Raw genomic sequence first — 14,421 nt, forward strand, 5'->3', positions numbered from 1 at the left:
CGAAAGGTAGGACCGGGGTGCGGCCGGCTTCTTCACGGCCAGCCGGATCAGACCGGTGCGCTTACCGGTCTGCACGTACCTTGGCCATGTCGAGCTCCCTGACGCCCTCGATGACTTTTTCCAAGTCACCGCCCGGCATGGCTCCGGGCTGGGAGAACACCAGAACCCCTTCCCTGAAGACCATCAGTGTGGGGATGGAGGTGATCCCGGCCGATGAGGCCAGTGCCTGTTCAGCCTCAGTGTCGACCTTGGCGAAGACGATATCGGTGTGCTTCACGGAAGCCGCTTCGTAAGTAGGGGCGAACATCCGGCATGGGCCGCACCAGCTGGCCCAGAAATCGACCATGACGATGTTGTTGTCTTCGATGGTGCGGCTGAAATCTTGTTCGGTGAGGTTAATGGTGGACATGGTCTTCTCCTTTATCGGTGGTTTGATGGAGCTGGGATGGACCGCTTCTGCGCCCTTGCGGTGACGGGGTCTGGGCAGGAGCCAAGGGGCTGCGAAACGCGGTCCGCATGGAAATTGGTGATGCCATGGAACGCGCCAAGGACTACGTTCTGAGCGATGACCAACACGGCGTCGGCGATCTCGCGGCTGGTGTATCCGACGTTGCGTAGGGCTACGACCTGCCCGGCCATGATGGTGGTGGAACTGGCATGGATGGCCAGAGCTATCTCGATCAGCGTGGCGACCGCAGGGTCTGGAGAAGTGCCGAGGCGGGCTGCTTCGATCAGAACCTCGTTAGCGCCGGCAGACCGGGCAGTGGACTCGTGGAAGGCCAGGCAAGGGCCGCACTCCTGGCGGGCTTGTATCGCGATCGAGACCAGTGCGCGGGTGCGCTCGGGCAGTGTGGGGGACAGGGCCATGGTGACTGCCATGTGGCCGGGCTCTACCTGTCGGGCAACGACGTCGGTCACCATGTCCCAGGCTGCTCCCGCAGCCTTTGCGGGGGTCATCGGATCCATCCGGCTCACCGGCTCTCCAGCACGGTTCATAGGGTCGTCGTCTTTCCGGTGAAGGGGCGAGTGCCGCTGGGCAGCGGAGGCTTGAGGTGAGGTCGCGAACGTCATCGGTGTCCTGATCAGCAAGGGATCCCATCAGAGACAGGGATGGCGATCTCGCTTCGCGCGGCGAGCAGCTCGCTGAAGGCACCAAGTCCGGCCACCGCTGTCATGGCGCCACCGGGTTCGTGGAAACTGGTCAGCACCGCATCGGGATCGCCGGTTTCGAGCTGACGCTCCTGGCTGCCGGGCGAGATCGTACCGTAAGCGGCCGCGGCATGCCGGTGGACGGTGAGTGTGAACCCGGTGTCGGGGGTGTAAGGGCCGGGGTCGGGTGCGCCGGTGAGGTCATGCAGAACTGCGCGCGCGGCGTGGGCGCCCTGGGCGACGGCCGCATCCCAGTGGTCGATGCGGTAGAGCTGCCCGACGCTGGTGGTGTGAAGGGCGACACCGCCAGCGGCATAGACGCGTTCGTGACTAAGGGCCCGGAGGCGGGAGTCGACGCCGATTCCCTTGTCACCCTTAGTGATCCACGCCGAGCCGGGCACCGTGCCGTGGGCAATGACGACAAGGTCGGATTCCAAGACTTGACCGTTACTGAGCGTGGCGCGTATGTAAGCTGGTTCGGCGCTGAGTTCCGTGATGTCCTGACCGAAGTAGCTATTCACATTCAGCCGGTGGAGTTCGGCGATTTGCTGGGCGATTCGTGTCCCCAGCGCAGCGGCCAGCGGCAAAGCGGATCGAGAGATTAGGTGAACGCGGGCGCCGGCTTCGGCGAGGAAGCTGGCGGCTTCGGCACCGATGAAGCCCGCGCCCAGAACCGTGACCGTCTTGCTCGATGGGTTCTTACCGAGCTGTTTGCGCAACCGTGCGGCGTCAATTGCTGTGTGAAGGTGGAAAAGCCGGTCAGGGGCGGCCGACATCCGGAGGTCCGGGCGCGGGGCGCTGCCCGTCGATGCGATCAGGGCCGCGTACGGCACGCTGCGGCCGTCCTCCAAGATAAGTACTGAGTTGTCGGTATCCACAGCGGCAGCACGGGCCTGGACAAGATCACCTCCCAGCGCACGGACTCCAGGCTGGGTAATCTGCTCAACTGTAAGCAGGCCTGGCAGGACCCCCTTGTTGACCATGGTCCGGTTGTAGGGCTGGTGTGGCTCACCGTTGATCAGCGTCACCGGCCCTTTGAAGCCTTCGGCCCGCAGTGTAGTTGCTGCGCTCATTCCGGCTGCTCCCGCACCAACAATGACCATTCCCCGCTGATTCATTCCAGTCTCCTAGCTGTAGCCTGCTTGACTTTGATACCCCCCATGGGTACCTTAGCAACTATACACATACCCCCAAGGGGTATAAATGAAAGGAATAGAAGACCATGGTCACCACTGAATTCCAGGTAACCGGCATGACCTGCGGTCACTGCGAGATGTCCATTCGCGAAGAAGTCCAGGAAGTGCCCGGCGTCGAGTCCGTAGAGGTCAGCCACCAAACCGGCAAGCTCGTGGTCAATGGCAACGGAACCGTTGACGACGCCGCTGTCATGGCAGCTGTTCAAACGGCCGGCTACCACGGGGTGCGGTCGGCATGAACGCAGCCGGACGACTGGGCGCGTACGCAGCGGGACTCGCCGTGGTCTTCACCGGCGCCTTCGCAGCAGCAGGAGCCGTAGTGCCGGACCAGGCAGTAACTGCCTGGGCACGGTCCGCGGAAGATTCTTCCGGTGGACACGCCGGTGCCGGACACTCGGCGCCGGCTGTAGGCGCCGTGGCCGGGTCCCCGGTAAAGGGCGTCACCGCCGAGCGGGACGGCTACCTGCTCGGTGGAATCTCCGCCCCCGCGGCAATCGGAACTGCCGGGGAGCTGGCGTTTACGATCACCGGACCTGAAGGGTCCCCCGTGACGCAGTTTGAGACCTCGCACGAAAAGCAGGTCCACCTGATTGTGGTGCGCTCTGACGGATCCCATTACCGTCATGTGCACCCGGTGATGGACGAGGCCGGGCGCTGGTCGCTGCCGTGGCAGTGGGAAGCGGCAGGCACGTACCGGATTTACGCCGACGTGGTGCCGGCCGGGGCCGGTGAGGGCGTGACGCTGACCCGGACCGTGGACGTAGCCGGGGCCTTTGACCCGGCAGCCCCGGAAATGTCCGTCAAGGATGAAGTCCACGGGTTTCAGGTCTCCCTGAACGGTGGCCTGAAGGCCGGATCGGCCTCGGCTCTGACGGTCGGTATCAGCCGCGACGGCCAGCCGGTGACCAGCCTGCAGCCTTACTTGGGGGCCTACGGGCACCTGGTGGCGCTGCGTGCGGGGGACTTAGCCTACCTGCACACCCACCCTGAAGGTGCTGAACCGGTCAACGGTGAAGTCTCCGGGCCCGAAGTGAAATTCGCAACCACCGCTCCGACCCCTGGCCGCTACTACCTCTATTTCGATTTCCAGGTCGACGGGCAAGTCCATTCCGCCCGGTTCGTTTTGGACACCACCGGATCAGCGCCAGTCCCGACGCCAGCATCGGAGCCTTCCGCAACGGTCACCCCCGGGAGCACTCCCACCGACAGCGCAGCTGACGACGGGCATGGCGATCACTGACCCACCCCCTACCATCCCCCAGGACCCCGGCCGGACAGGTCAGGACCCGCGTGGGGAGAAAGAAGTATCCAATGTCTGAAACCGCGGCCTTCCAGCAGGTGCCGGGCATCGACATCGAACTTGAGATTGGCGGGATGACCTGCGCTTCGTGCGCCAACAGGATCGAACGCAAGCTCAATAAGCTCGATGGCGTCATCGCTTCGGTGAACTATGCTACCGAGAAAGCACGTATCACCGCCCCTGCCGGATATGATCCTCAGGACCTTGTCGCTGAGGTGGAGAAGACCGGTTACACCGCAGCCCTGCCCAGCGCACGGCGGGAACAGCAGCAGGGCGGGGAAGACAGCGACCGGCCCGACGCCGAACTTACGTCACTTAAACACCGGCTTATCGGCAGCGCCGTACTCGCGATCCCCGTTATCGCGATGGCTATGATCCCCGCCCTGCAATTCAATTACTGGCAGTGGCTGTCCCTGGCGATGGCCGCTCCAGTGATCCTCTGGGCCGGTTGGCCCTTCCACAAGGCCGCTTATACCAACCTGCGCCACGGTGCCGCGACCATGGACACCCTGATCTCCATGGGCACCTCGGGGGCGTTCCTGTGGTCCCTTTATGCCCTGTTCTTCGGCACGGCCGGAACACCGGGAATGACACACCCCTTCGAACTGACCGTTGCTCCCACCGATGGCGCGGGCAACATCTATTTGGAAGTGGGTGCGGCGGTAATCCTGTTCATTTTGGCGGGACGTTACTTTGAGAAGCGATCCAAGCGCGAGGCCGGCGCGGCGCTGCGCGCCCTGCTGGAGATGGGCGCCAAGGACGTGGCCATACTGCGCGACGGCTTCGAGATCCGCATTCCCACCGACCAGCTATCGGTCGGTGATGAGTTCATCGTTCGTCCCGGCGAGAAAATTGCCACCGACGGCGTCGTTGTCAGCGGCCGCAGCGCCGTCGATGAATCCATGCTCACCGGCGAGTCCGTTCCGGTGGAAGTCGGAGAAGGGGATACGGTAACGGGCGCCACGGTCAACTCCGGAGGCCGCTTAGTCGTCCGCGCCACCCGGGTCGGTTCGGACACACAGCTGGCGCAAATGGCCCAGCTCGTTGAGAACGCCCAGTCCGGCAAGGCCGAAGTCCAGCGGCTGGCAGACCGGATTTCCGGAGTGTTCGTGCCCATCGTGATCGCCATCGCTGTTGGCACACTGGCGGTTTGGCTTGGTGCAGGGTTCCCGGTGACGGCAGCCTTCACCGCCGCCGTAGCCGTGCTGATCATCGCCTGCCCGTGCGCCCTGGGCCTTGCCACCCCGACCGCACTGCTGGTGGGTACCGGCCGCGGGGCCCAGCTGGGCATTCTGATCAAGGGCCCGGAAGTGCTCGAATCCACCCGCAAGGTCGATACCATACTGCTGGACAAAACCGGCACAGTCACTACCGGCAAGATGACCCTGCAAGGCGTGCACACCGCACCTGGCACCGACACGAGCGAACTGCTCCGCGTCGCAGGGGCGCTTGAGGACGCTTCGGAACACCCCATCGCCCAGGCCATCGCCCGCGGCGCCACCCAACGCGTCGGGGACCTGCCCACCCCGGAATCCTTTAAAAACGTCGAAGGACGCGGCGTGCAGGGTGTCGTCGATGGACATCTGGTCATCATTGGACGCGAAACCATGCTCGAAGACTGGTCCCTGACCATGCCCGCAGACCTGGCCCGCGTCAAAGCACAGGCCGAATCGGCCCGGGAGACCGCCGTGGTCGTTGCCTGGGACGGGCAGGTCCGCGGAGTGCTCACCGTCGCTGATGCGATCAAGGACACCAGCGCCGAGGCCATCGCACAGTTCCGCGCCCTGGGCCTGACGCCGGTGCTGCTCACGGGCGACAATCGGGTAGTCGCTGAACAGGTCGCCGCCCAGGTAGGGATTGAACAGGTCATCGCCGAAGTCCTGCCGCAGGACAAGGTTCGCGTTGTCACGGACCTGCAGAAGCAGGGCAAAGTCGTAGCCATGGTCGGTGATGGTGTTAACGATGCCGCTGCCCTGGCCCAGGCCGACCTGGGCCTGGCAATGGGAACCGGCACCGATGTCGCCATCGAAGCCGCGGACCTCACCTTGGTCCGTGGAGACCTGCGGGCGGCCGCAGATGCGATCCGGCTTGCCCGCAAAACCCTCAGCACGATCAAGACCAATCTGTTCTGGGCCTTCGCCTACAACGTGGCTGCGATCCCGTTGGCCGCCCTCGGGTTACTCAACCCGATGCTCGCCGGAGCCGCGATGGCGTTCTCCAGCGTCTTCGTGGTCTCCAACAGTCTCCGTCTGCGCTCTTTCAAGAGCCAGGCGGGCAACACGTCAGCGGCCGCCGAGCACTCTCGTGCGCGGCAGCCGGTCGACGCCTAAACCCACAACCCCACCCTCCGAAAGGAACCCCCATGGGAAGCTGCTGCAGCACCGACAACACCCCTAACGACAGCAAGACCGAGGAGCTGACCCTCACCACAGGCCCCGGACAGGCTAACGATGCCGTAACTACCTGCCCGGTCATGGCCGGCACCCCTGTGGTCAAGGCTCTTGCAGAGGCCACCGGCCTCTTCCGCGACTACGAAGGCAAGCGCTACTGGTTCTGCTGCGCAGGCTGCGGACCGGCCTTTGACGCCGACCCGGCCAAATACGCAACCGCCGACTGACACAGTTCGGCGACAAGAACGCACTCTGGGCGCGGTGACCTATAGTCACCGCGCCCAAGGCTTACCACCCGCGACAGGAGGCCGCTATGTACGCCATCGTATCCACGGCCCGCTAAACCACTGGGACGACAGAGCCCGCATGCTTCGCAAGCCAGCGGTACACCCGCAACAAGGCCGGCAACGTCGCGCCCCCCCCAGACGAGTTGAGGGTCAGGTCCGTCGAGTCGCCGGGATGATCGACAGCGAGCAGTACCGGGTGGCCATTCTCACCCAGGTCTCCGCCCTGATCACAGCACCGGCCCGGCACTCTGGGCGAGGACCTCGTCGGGCTGTCTGCGAAACGGCTATGGTCATCACGCCCAAACCGTTGCCATTCAGCAATCGATTCAGGCTCGGCTAGCACCTCCAACCCCAATCCGGGCGACGTCACTCGTACGCCCGGTGCTAGCGGCGGCTAAAACTGTAACGGCAGCGCAAGTCAGGTCGGCACTCAGACTTCCTGAACCATCGAAGCCGGGACTTTCGGCTGTGTGCGTGGCCGGTAGGACTGACCACGGGCGAAACACTGGATCCCATTGCGGGCTGTTGAACCGCTGATGTGCAGCGCTTCACCGAGGTGGCCTAAGCACGCTGACCCCGGTAAGTGCGGGAATGCCGCTTTTGTCGACTCAGGGTCTTAGGCTTTTGAATCTGACGTATTTCGTTCAGGAAATGCGGACGCAAGCGCACTGGCCCGCAGCCAGAATGCCTTCGTCCACCTCCGTCTCCGTGAGGGTGTTCACTTCTGGCACCTGTCGTGGGTGTGCAGCGGCTGTGGTCACGGCGTCATGCCTATCGTCGCGAGGCCAGAGGAAAAAGGCGCCGGCGGCGCCTGCCAGGGCGAGGATCGCCAGGACGGACCAGGTCAGGGTCAAGCCCGAGTTCGTGCCTAGCCAGCCGGCGATGGGATAGGTGACCAGCCAGGCAAGGTGGGACAGCGAGAATTGGGCTGCGAAGACCTCGGGTATCCGGTTCGATTCAACCGAAGCGCGAAGGACCCTGCCTGTTGGCGTGACGATCATCGCCATACCACTGCCGATCACTGCCCAGGTTATCGCTGTGGCGGCCCATGTCAGGAGCCCTGCCGCGTTGAGTGTGAGCGCTGCCAGAGTTCCGGCAACGAGAACTGCAGCGCCGGTCATCATGACGGCGCGCTCGGGGATCCGGTCGAGCACGCGCGGGAGCGCGAGGGCGGACAGCAGAGTTCCAGCGCCGGAGGCCGCGAACATCCACGCCACGTCCGACTGGGAGCCGCCGAGTTCGTCGCGGACGTAGTTGACGGTATTGACGATCACGATCGATCCCGCCGCTGCGACCACCAGGTTCAGGGCCATGATCCCGCGTAGCCGCGGGGTCCTCGCGAACGTTTTGATTCCTGCCGCAGCCCTGTCCCATGCCTTGGCGTGGGCACTGGGACGGGCATTGGGGATGTGTGTTGCCATAACGAGAAGGGCAGAGGTGACGAATCCGGCGGAGGTGCCCAGGAAGAGCCAGTTGAAGGTCATGAAGCTCAGCGCGACTGCAGCGAGCACGGGGCTGATTAGGCTCTCCATGGTGTAGGCGACCTGGGAGGCGGACAGAGCACGGGTGTAGGCGGCTTTGTCGGTCACGATGTCGGGAATCACAGCTTGGAACGTCGGGGTGAACGCCGCGGAGGCTGACTGGAGCAGGCCGATTAGGACGTATATCTGCCAGACCTCGGTGACGAACGGCAGCGCGAGGACAACTGCGGCGCGCACCACGTCGAGAGTGATCAGAAACGCTCGCCGGGGCAGCCGATCGACGTAGGCAGCAGCGAGTGGTGCGATTACTACATACAGGACCATCTTGATGGTCAGGGCGGTGGCGAGGACCGCCGCGGCGCGCGGGCCGGCGAGCTCGTAGGCGAGCAGACCGAGGGCGACAGTTGCCAGCCCGGTTCCGAACAGGGCGATGATCTGGGCGCTGAAAAGATAACGGTAGTCGCGGATTGCGAACAAACGCATGGTGTTCCTTTCATCCATGCAGTAGGGGGCCTTACCTTAGGCGCCCCCAAGTGGGATCAAGGGTCCCTAGGGGACCGGCTGGGGAAGTGGTCTAAGCCCGGCAACGAGGTTGAAAGCTCCGGTGAGGATGTTTAGGGAGACGATGCCGACGACGTCGGCGATCTCGCGGTCGCTGTAGCCGTGGCCGCGCAGCGCGTTAATCTGCTCGTCGGTGATTGCCGCTGGTTGACGGTAGATCTGAAGCGCGAGGGTGATGATCGCCGCGATAGCGGGATCTGAGGAGGTGCCCGCGCGGGCGAGTTCGATCTCCTCCGCATCGACTCCGTGGGCGCGGGCTGCGCTTACGTGTGAATCGAGGCACAGCCCGCAGCCTTGCTGGACCTGGACCGCGATGGAGATACGTTCGCTGATCTTGCGGTTGAGCTTGGCGCGTTTCATGGCCCGACTGAGTTGAAGATAGCCGTTCAGGACTGCGGGGGAGTGTGCCATGAGCGAGACCATGTCGCCGACCTGGCCGTGACGGGAGACCAGATCGGAGAGCAGATCACGGGAGGCGCCAACTGCTGTGGCGGGTGTGAGTCGGGCAAAACGGGACATGCTGGATCCTTTGGGCTCAAGAGCGTAAATCTTGGTGTTGACATCGGCCGGCCGTCCGGCCACCGACTGTGGGTTAGGCGCGGTGCCCGTGACCGCCGTGGTGATCCGGTTCTTCCAACGGCCCTGCCGGGTTGAGGTCGACTGCGGGCTCTGAACCATGGGTGCTTCTGGCGGCCGGCACCGTGAACTGTGCGGTTCTGACGATGCCCTCGTGCTGAAAATCCAGGTGCAGGCGGTAGGACCCCGCTGACGGAGCGACCGCTATGAAGGAGATGTCCGGGCCGGGCTTGGTCGTGCCATCACCGGGTTCTCCCTCCGGGTGCACGTGAAGGTATGCCAGGTCGCCGCTTCGGATCGCCACCAGATGCCCGTAGGCACCCAGGTAGGGCTGCAGGTCGGTTACCGGTTTTGCGTTCTTTTGAATGTTGAAGGTGAGTTCGCTCGCCTGACCAGAGGCGAGCGTACCCTTGAGGGTGACGGTGTAGTCCCCGACATCGGTCGTCGGGGTGTTCTCCGGCAGCGGCTGCGGGTCATACTCTCCGGCGACCGATGCATCAATGCCCAGCGTCATGGGCTGACCGTGTCTTGCCGGATGGAAGTCTGCGAAGAACCGCCAGACGCCGGGGGTAAGATCCAGGTCAGTGCTCCACGTCCCCGACGTGTCCATCACCGGGTGCACGTGTTGGAAGCCCGTGGTGTCGCGTCGAAGGGCGATGAAGTGCAGCTCTTTCTCGTGTGCGGCCTCAAACTCGGTCACCGCCTGCCCGTCAGGGCCGAAGATCCGGAAGCTAACCGCCTGAGCGCCCCTGCTGCGAATGTGGGCGTCCAGGTCCAGGGTGTAGCCGTACTCGGAAACCAAAAGGCCTCCGGGCGGGGCAGGCCGGTGGCCCTCATGCCCGCCGTGACCCTGGCTACGACTTGTAGTCATATCGTGTTCGCCTCTGCATTCCGTCTGTCGCTCCATTGATACCCCTGCCGGGTACCACTGGCCGAGCATACCCCCCGGGGGTACGTTTGGCAAGGTTTGCTTCGACAGACCATCAAGCCTGGGCGCGTCAGCTGCAAATTACGCAAGCCGGGGTTTAGAGCTGATACCCTTAGGGGGTATGGTGGCGTTTGAATTCCAGTGAAACTATGGTGGCCTGCTAAGCGTTCCCGTAAGCAAAGTGAACCACCGACGGCAACGCTGAATCGGTCCATCTCGGCCAGGTACATCGTCAGCTCCCAGGATGCCGGCCCCGGGAAATGAAAGACCTGCTGGCCACCCTCTAGCCAGCCCAACGCCGGCACCGGCCCTTCCCCCCTGGGGCCGGTGCCTCCCCAGCTCTTTTGGACCACCTTGTGAGCACCAGAGGAATTCGCTCTGCAGAGAGGTCGCCGAATCTCAGAGGTATCCGCGGGGGGTGCAAGACCGCTCGGACAAAATTACGGTGCCAATCGTTCAGCTCAACGACCTTGTTGAGCCATCAATCGCCTTCATCCGGCGTAACCCCCATCACCTCGCCCGATAACTGCCGACCGACCGGAGGGACTGTTAATGAGACAATCTTTCCCCTTCGCGGAGGTAATTTGCCAGTCAATGCGATGCCTTGAGTTCAACGCCGGGATCCTATACCCTTAGGGGGTATAGGTGAGGGAGGCACATGAAATCCAGCGAAACTGTGGTGACCGGCGTTGGCCTGCTAAGCGCTCCTGTAAGTAAAGTGGTGGGCTGGGCGGCGGGCTGCCTGCTCCGGTGTGCGGCCGATGCCACCGCCCGAATTCTGCAGGACCCGCACTCCCTCAGGGGCGCAGGATCTCCCTTGCCCGTCACACCCAAAGGAAAACCATGACTCCATCCACCACCAGACTGCCTGCCGCGTCCAAGGACGACGAGCAATGCCACACGACCCACGGCTATATCACCGACAAAGAGCGTTACCTGGCTCGCCTTAAGCGTATCGAGGGCCAGGCCCGGGGCATCGCCCGGATGGTTGATGAAGAGCAGTACTGTATTGACATTCTCACCCAGGTCTCAGCTCTGACAGCCGCTTTGCGCGGCGTAGCTTTGGGATTGCTGGATGATCATATGAAGCACTGCGTCCTGGATGCAGCACAGCTCGGTGATGAGGCTGGACTGGCCAAAATGCAGGAAGCCACAGAAGCAATCGCCCGCTTCGTTCGCGCCTAAAATGCTTATGTTCCGGCCCCGCATGAAGTTTATTTGCAGTGCCCGGGCCTGCGCTTCTTGTGCCCCTCATTTTCACTCGTCGTTGCGCGGGTATGCGCCCGGTAAGGCTGTCCCGTTGCCGGGAAATCAGTATTTCTAGTCCGGGAACCGGCTTTGCTGGTGAGCCTTCCGCGCCTGTTCCCGTGTCCTGTAGGAGGTGACGGCCGCGGGGACGTCCGGCAGCTTGAAACAGGTCAGCAGCGCCCTCGAATTCGGCCGCGGCGGGGTAAAGGCCCTCGTTCAAAAGCCGCCCGATCTGATGGCGGACCGGGGCGTCCTTGAATTTCGTGCGTGCAGCGCGGAGGGGCCGTTCCTGCACCTGGGCAGCGTCCCGCCAGCGATACAGCCGTTGGTAGGTGTAAGCGAGAACGAGCAGGGCGCGGAACGGGTCAGTGGAGGCGGCAAGCAGTTGTTTGGCTTCGCTGACTGCTTCTTCATCGCGTCCCAGAAGGGATACAACCCGCGCGTCCCAGAACGGTGCAGACTTCCAGTCGAGCGTCCATCGCCTCACTGTCCGCCATCACGGCTGTTAACGCCAACCGAAAATAGGGCCAATAGTGCCATTTGAAAACGGGGCCACGGGGTTGTGGTTCTATTGTGCCGTACTGGCGTCGGGTTGGTGTTTTTTGAGCCGGTAGCTGTTGCCTTTGAGGCTGATGACGTCGGCGTGGTGGACGATCCGGTCGATCATGGCCGAGGCGATGGTCAGGTCCCCGAAGACGTCGCCCCAGCGGGCGAACGGGAGATTGGACGTCAGGATCATGGATGCGTGTTCGTAGCGGCTGGAGACGAGCTGGAAGAACAAGTTCGCCGCGTCCTGGTCAAACGGGATATAGCCTACTTCGTCGACCACCAGGAGGCTGTAGCGGCGGAGTTTGACCAGTTCCTGGGCAAGTTTCCCGCGGGAATGGGCGTCCTGGAGCCGGGCGACCCAGCCGGTGGCGGAGTCGAAGAGAACCCTGTGACCGGCTTTGGCTGCCTTGATGCCGATGCCGACCGCGAGGTGCGTTTTGCCCGTGCCGGGTGGCCCGAGCAGGACCACGTTTTTGGCCTCGGAGAGGAACACCCCGGTGCCCAGGTGCGCGATGAGGTTCCGGTCCGCGAAGGGCTGGTGGTCGAAGTTGAACTCCTCAAGGTCCTTGTGGGCCGGGAATCTCGCGGCCTTGATCCGGGTCGCGGCTCCGGAGGCTTCGCGTTCGGAGACTTCTCGGGAGAGGACCGCTGCCAGGTACTCCTCATGGGACCAGCCGGCGTCTCTGGCCTGGTCCCCGAGGCGGCGGAAGCCGTCGCTGATCCGTGGTGCGCGCAGAGCCCGGGCGTAGTACTCGATCTGTGACGGTGTCCCGGTCATGAAGCCGCCTCCAGAAGGGCCGGCTGCTGGCCGAGGTCGATGCCGAAGATCTCGTCGTAGGCGGCCAGATCCCGCACCTGCACTGCTTCTTCGGGTTCGGGGCGGTGCACCCGCTGGGTCCGGAAATCACGGCGCATGACCGCCGCGCGGGCCACGTGGACGGGATCGGTCAGGACGAGGTGACGGGCCCATGCCCGGACGTGGGTGGCGATGATGACGCCGTCATGGGTGACCCAGACGGTGTCCAGATCGGCGGTGACATCCACGATCCGCCCAATGAACGACGGGTCCACGGAATAGTCGTTGGAGAACACCCGCACGTAGTAATCCCGTGGCAGCCGCACCGCGTTGCGGAACACCGCCTCCGGGGTCACCGGCGGCAGTTCCCGCATCCTCTCCCGGTCCAGGACGATCAGCTCATCAGGACGGCCGTGGCGGGACCGCGAGTACCGGCCTCCTCTGTGCCAACCCGCTTGACATTTGATACCCCCATCGATACTTTAGCCACTATACACATACCCCCTAGGGGTAAATGGGTCAGGCGAGTCACCGGAATGAAGCACTTCGTCCTCGAAGCCGCCCAACTCGGCGGCGACGCAGGGAAGCCAAGGTGCAGGAAGCTTCCGAGGCCATCGCACCCCGGGTCCGCTCCTAACCGCTTTCGTGGACCCATTCAGGGTAAGGCCGGACTTTGAACGGCTCCGCTCCCAGACCTGGGCAGGAATGCTCATGAATTATCCACCGGGTCCGGAGAGCAGTGCAGCTCACCGGCGCCGCCGTGGACATGCAACTCCCCACAACGCCGCCGGCGGCCAGGTCTACATCGACGGTGCCAACCTCAACGCCCTCGTTGGGCTTGCCCAGCCGGGCATGTTCGGTGGCGACGTCTCGCACCTGAACCTGCACAAGACCTTCTGCATCCCGCACGGCGGCGGCGGCCCCGTTGCGGCCAAGGCGCACCTGGCACCGTTCATGCCGGGCAACGCGGCCGACCCGTCCGACGGCGCCGACGGCCCCCCGATCTCCGCTTCCCGCTATGGTTCCTCCGGCGTGCTGCCGATCTCCTGGGCCTACGTCAAGCTCATGGGCGGCCGGGGCCTGACCGAGGCCACCAAGTCCGCGCTGCTCGCGGCGAACTACATCGCGGCCCGCCTCAACGACTCCTTCCCGGTGCTCTACACAGGTGAGGGCGGACTGGTGGCCGCCCACGAGTGCGTCCTGGAACTGCGCGAGCTCACGGCCAAGACCGGCGTGACTGCCGAGGAATACGCTGTTGAACCCCCGCATCTCACGTTTGATGTTGTTGAGGCGTCTACTGGGTGATGATGAAACAACCCTTCGAGCAAGCCGTGACCGTGCATCGTCCTATGGTGCTGCGCGTATGCCGCGCAGTCCTTGGGTCACACACGGATGCGGATGATGCCTGGGCGGAAACATTCCTAGACCTGATGGAAGCCTGGCCGGGTATGCCGGAGGCCACGAAAGTGGAGGCGTGGCTGGTGCACGTGGCGCACCGAAAGGCCATCGATGTCACCCGGCGTCGGTCCCGGCACGCGATACCCACCAACGAACTGCCCGAGCCGGCCTCGTCGCTGGGCCAGCCCGACGACCAGATGGAAATCTGGGCGAGTGTGAAATCCCTACCCCCGAAACAGCGGCAAGCGGTCGCATATCACTATCTTGGTGGGCTGGCTTACGGGGAGATCGCCGAACTGATCGGCGGGTCCACGGACGCGGCCCGCCGCGCCGCATCCGATGGCATCAAGTCTTTGCGGCGCCATCACTTATTCGCGGGCGTGAACTTGAAAGGAGACCCCCGATGAACACCGTCACCCCTACCCCAACACTTCTGATGTCCACGCCCTGACGACCCTGACCGGCACTGGGGTTAACCTCTGTTGGTGGACACCTGAAGTAGCGGGATCCTTGGATTCTGCGGGAAGGTGTTCTTGTGAGCACGACAAGACGTAAATTCACT

15 protein-coding genes and 1 pseudogene are annotated in these 14,421 nt (G+C 63.6%); 8 read left to right on the forward strand and 8 right to left on the reverse strand.

Annotation, left to right across the window (positions count from 1 at the left end; translation table 11 throughout):
• Positions 1-61: 61 nt before the first annotated feature.
• The 3 genes from trxA to ABIB51_RS13545 form a co-directional block, all read right to left on the reverse strand.
• The gene (trxA, locus tag ABIB51_RS13535; RefSeq protein WP_354188804.1) at positions 62-409 is read right to left on the reverse strand and encodes a thioredoxin; all 348 of its coding nucleotides are present in this window, start codon (positions 407-409) and stop codon (positions 62-64) included.
• 11 nt (positions 410-420) lie between these two features.
• Complete coding sequence (locus tag ABIB51_RS13540; protein ID WP_354188806.1) at positions 421-957, reverse strand: carboxymuconolactone decarboxylase family protein; 537 nt, start codon at positions 955-957, stop codon at positions 421-423.
• A 125-nt stretch (positions 958-1,082) separates the two neighbouring features.
• Complete coding sequence (locus ABIB51_RS13545) at positions 1,083-2,267, reverse strand: FAD-dependent oxidoreductase (RefSeq protein WP_354188808.1); 1,185 nt, start codon at positions 2,265-2,267, stop codon at positions 1,083-1,085.
• Between the two features lie 104 nt (positions 2,268-2,371).
• Between ABIB51_RS13545 and ABIB51_RS13550 the strand changes: the two genes are divergently transcribed.
• The 5 genes from ABIB51_RS13550 (at position 2,372) to ABIB51_RS23250 (ending at position 6,662) form a co-directional block, all read left to right on the forward strand.
• Positions 2,372-2,584: a heavy-metal-associated domain-containing protein gene (locus tag ABIB51_RS13550; RefSeq protein WP_354188810.1), complete on the forward strand. Its 213-nt coding sequence runs from the start codon at positions 2,372-2,374 to the stop codon at positions 2,582-2,584.
• On the forward strand, positions 2,581-3,585 hold the full coding sequence (locus ABIB51_RS13555; RefSeq protein WP_354188812.1) for a DUF8832 domain-containing protein: 1,005 nt from the start codon (positions 2,581-2,583) through the stop codon (positions 3,583-3,585). The genes ABIB51_RS13550 and ABIB51_RS13555 overlap by 4 nt, the downstream gene beginning before the upstream one ends.
• Before the next feature lie 71 nt (positions 3,586-3,656).
• Entirely contained in the window at positions 3,657-5,975 is a 2,319-nt protein-coding gene (locus ABIB51_RS13560) for a heavy metal translocating P-type ATPase (RefSeq protein ID WP_354188814.1), read from the forward strand.
• Positions 5,976-6,007: 32 nt separating this feature from the next.
• Positions 6,008-6,262 carry a YHS domain-containing protein gene (locus ABIB51_RS13565; RefSeq protein ID WP_354188816.1) on the forward strand — a complete coding sequence of 85 codons (255 nt, stop codon included), beginning with the start codon at positions 6,008-6,010 and terminating at the stop codon, positions 6,260-6,262.
• Positions 6,263-6,401: 139 nt separating this feature from the next.
• Positions 6,402-6,662, forward strand: coding sequence for a metal-sensing transcriptional repressor (locus ABIB51_RS23250; RefSeq protein ID WP_502916133.1), 261 nt, complete (start codon positions 6,402-6,404; stop codon positions 6,660-6,662).
• Positions 6,663-6,966: 304 nt separating this feature from the next.
• Here the strand turns inward: ABIB51_RS23250 and ABIB51_RS13575 are convergent, their stop codons facing one another.
• The 3 genes from ABIB51_RS13575 to ABIB51_RS13585 all read right to left on the reverse strand — a co-directional run bounded on the left by ABIB51_RS13575 (position 6,967) and on the right by ABIB51_RS13585 (position 9,742).
• Complete coding sequence (locus ABIB51_RS13575; RefSeq protein ID WP_354188820.1) at positions 6,967-8,286, reverse strand: MFS transporter; 1,320 nt, start codon at positions 8,284-8,286, stop codon at positions 6,967-6,969.
• A 66-nt stretch (positions 8,287-8,352) separates the two neighbouring features.
• Positions 8,353-8,883, reverse strand: a complete 531-nt coding sequence (locus ABIB51_RS13580; RefSeq protein ID WP_354188822.1) for a carboxymuconolactone decarboxylase family protein — start codon at positions 8,881-8,883, stop codon at positions 8,353-8,355.
• A gap of 73 nt (positions 8,884-8,956) precedes the next feature.
• Entirely contained in the window at positions 8,957-9,742 is a 786-nt protein-coding gene (locus ABIB51_RS13585; protein WP_354188824.1) for a DUF8832 domain-containing protein, read from the reverse strand.
• Positions 9,743-10,711: 969 nt separating this feature from the next.
• Between ABIB51_RS13585 and ABIB51_RS13590 the strand changes: the two genes are divergently transcribed.
• Positions 10,712-11,053, forward strand: coding sequence for a metal-sensitive transcriptional regulator (locus tag ABIB51_RS13590; protein ID WP_354188826.1), 342 nt, complete (start codon positions 10,712-10,714; stop codon positions 11,051-11,053).
• Between the two features lie 631 nt (positions 11,054-11,684).
• Here ABIB51_RS13590 and istB read toward each other — a convergent pair.
• Positions 11,685-12,443: an IS21-like element helper ATPase IstB gene (istB, locus tag ABIB51_RS13595; RefSeq protein ID WP_354188828.1), complete on the reverse strand. Its 759-nt coding sequence runs from the start codon at positions 12,441-12,443 to the stop codon at positions 11,685-11,687.
• A complete protein-coding gene (locus tag ABIB51_RS13600; protein WP_354188830.1) occupies positions 12,440-12,835 on the reverse strand; it encodes a Mu transposase domain-containing protein in 396 nt (131 codons plus the stop codon). The genes istB and ABIB51_RS13600 overlap by 4 nt, the downstream gene beginning before the upstream one ends.
• Positions 12,836-13,241: 406 nt before the next feature.
• Between ABIB51_RS13600 and ABIB51_RS13605 the strand changes: the two are divergent.
• A pseudogene (locus tag ABIB51_RS13605) lies at positions 13,242-13,715 on the forward strand (glycine dehydrogenase (aminomethyl-transferring)); the annotation flags it as partial.
• Between the two features lie 50 nt (positions 13,716-13,765).
• On the forward strand, positions 13,766-14,266 hold the full coding sequence (locus ABIB51_RS13610; protein WP_354188848.1) for an RNA polymerase sigma factor: 501 nt from the start codon (positions 13,766-13,768) through the stop codon (positions 14,264-14,266).
• The last annotated feature ends 155 nt before the right edge of the window (positions 14,267-14,421 follow it).

This window comes from Arthrobacter sp. UYCu712, assembly GCF_040547005.1.
GTDB lineage: Bacteria > Actinomycetota > Actinomycetes > Actinomycetales > Micrococcaceae > Arthrobacter.

Coding starts and splice junctions, on each gene's coding strand:
- ABIB51_RS13550 (WP_354188810.1), top strand. CDS start 2,372: ATGGTCACCACTGAATTCCAGGTAACCGGCATGACCTGCGGTCACTGC.
- ABIB51_RS13565 (WP_354188816.1), top strand. CDS start 6,008: ATGGGAAGCTGCTGCAGCACCGACAACACCCCTAACGACAGCAAGACC.
- ABIB51_RS13545 (WP_354188808.1), bottom strand. CDS start 2,267: ATGAATCAGCGGGGAATGGTCATTGTTGGTGCGGGAGCAGCCGGAATG.
- ABIB51_RS13590 (WP_354188826.1), top strand. CDS start 10,712: ATGACTCCATCCACCACCAGACTGCCTGCCGCGTCCAAGGACGACGAG.
- ABIB51_RS13555 (WP_354188812.1), top strand. CDS start 2,581: ATGAACGCAGCCGGACGACTGGGCGCGTACGCAGCGGGACTCGCCGTG.
- ABIB51_RS13580 (WP_354188822.1), bottom strand. CDS start 8,883: ATGTCCCGTTTTGCCCGACTCACACCCGCCACAGCAGTTGGCGCCTCC.
- ABIB51_RS13540 (WP_354188806.1), bottom strand. CDS start 957: ATGACCCCCGCAAAGGCTGCGGGAGCAGCCTGGGACATGGTGACCGAC.
- ABIB51_RS23250 (WP_502916133.1), top strand. CDS start 6,402: ATGCTTCGCAAGCCAGCGGTACACCCGCAACAAGGCCGGCAACGTCGC.
- trxA (WP_354188804.1), bottom strand. CDS start 409: ATGTCCACCATTAACCTCACCGAACAAGATTTCAGCCGCACCATCGAA.
- istB (WP_354188828.1), bottom strand. CDS start 12,443: ATGACCGGGACACCGTCACAGATCGAGTACTACGCCCGGGCTCTGCGC.
- ABIB51_RS13560 (WP_354188814.1), top strand. CDS start 3,657: ATGTCTGAAACCGCGGCCTTCCAGCAGGTGCCGGGCATCGACATCGAA.
- ABIB51_RS13600 (WP_354188830.1), bottom strand. CDS start 12,835: ATGCGGGAACTGCCGCCGGTGACCCCGGAGGCGGTGTTCCGCAACGCG.
- ABIB51_RS13610 (WP_354188848.1), top strand. CDS start 13,766: ATGATGAAACAACCCTTCGAGCAAGCCGTGACCGTGCATCGTCCTATG.
- ABIB51_RS13575 (WP_354188820.1), bottom strand. CDS start 8,286: ATGCGTTTGTTCGCAATCCGCGACTACCGTTATCTTTTCAGCGCCCAG.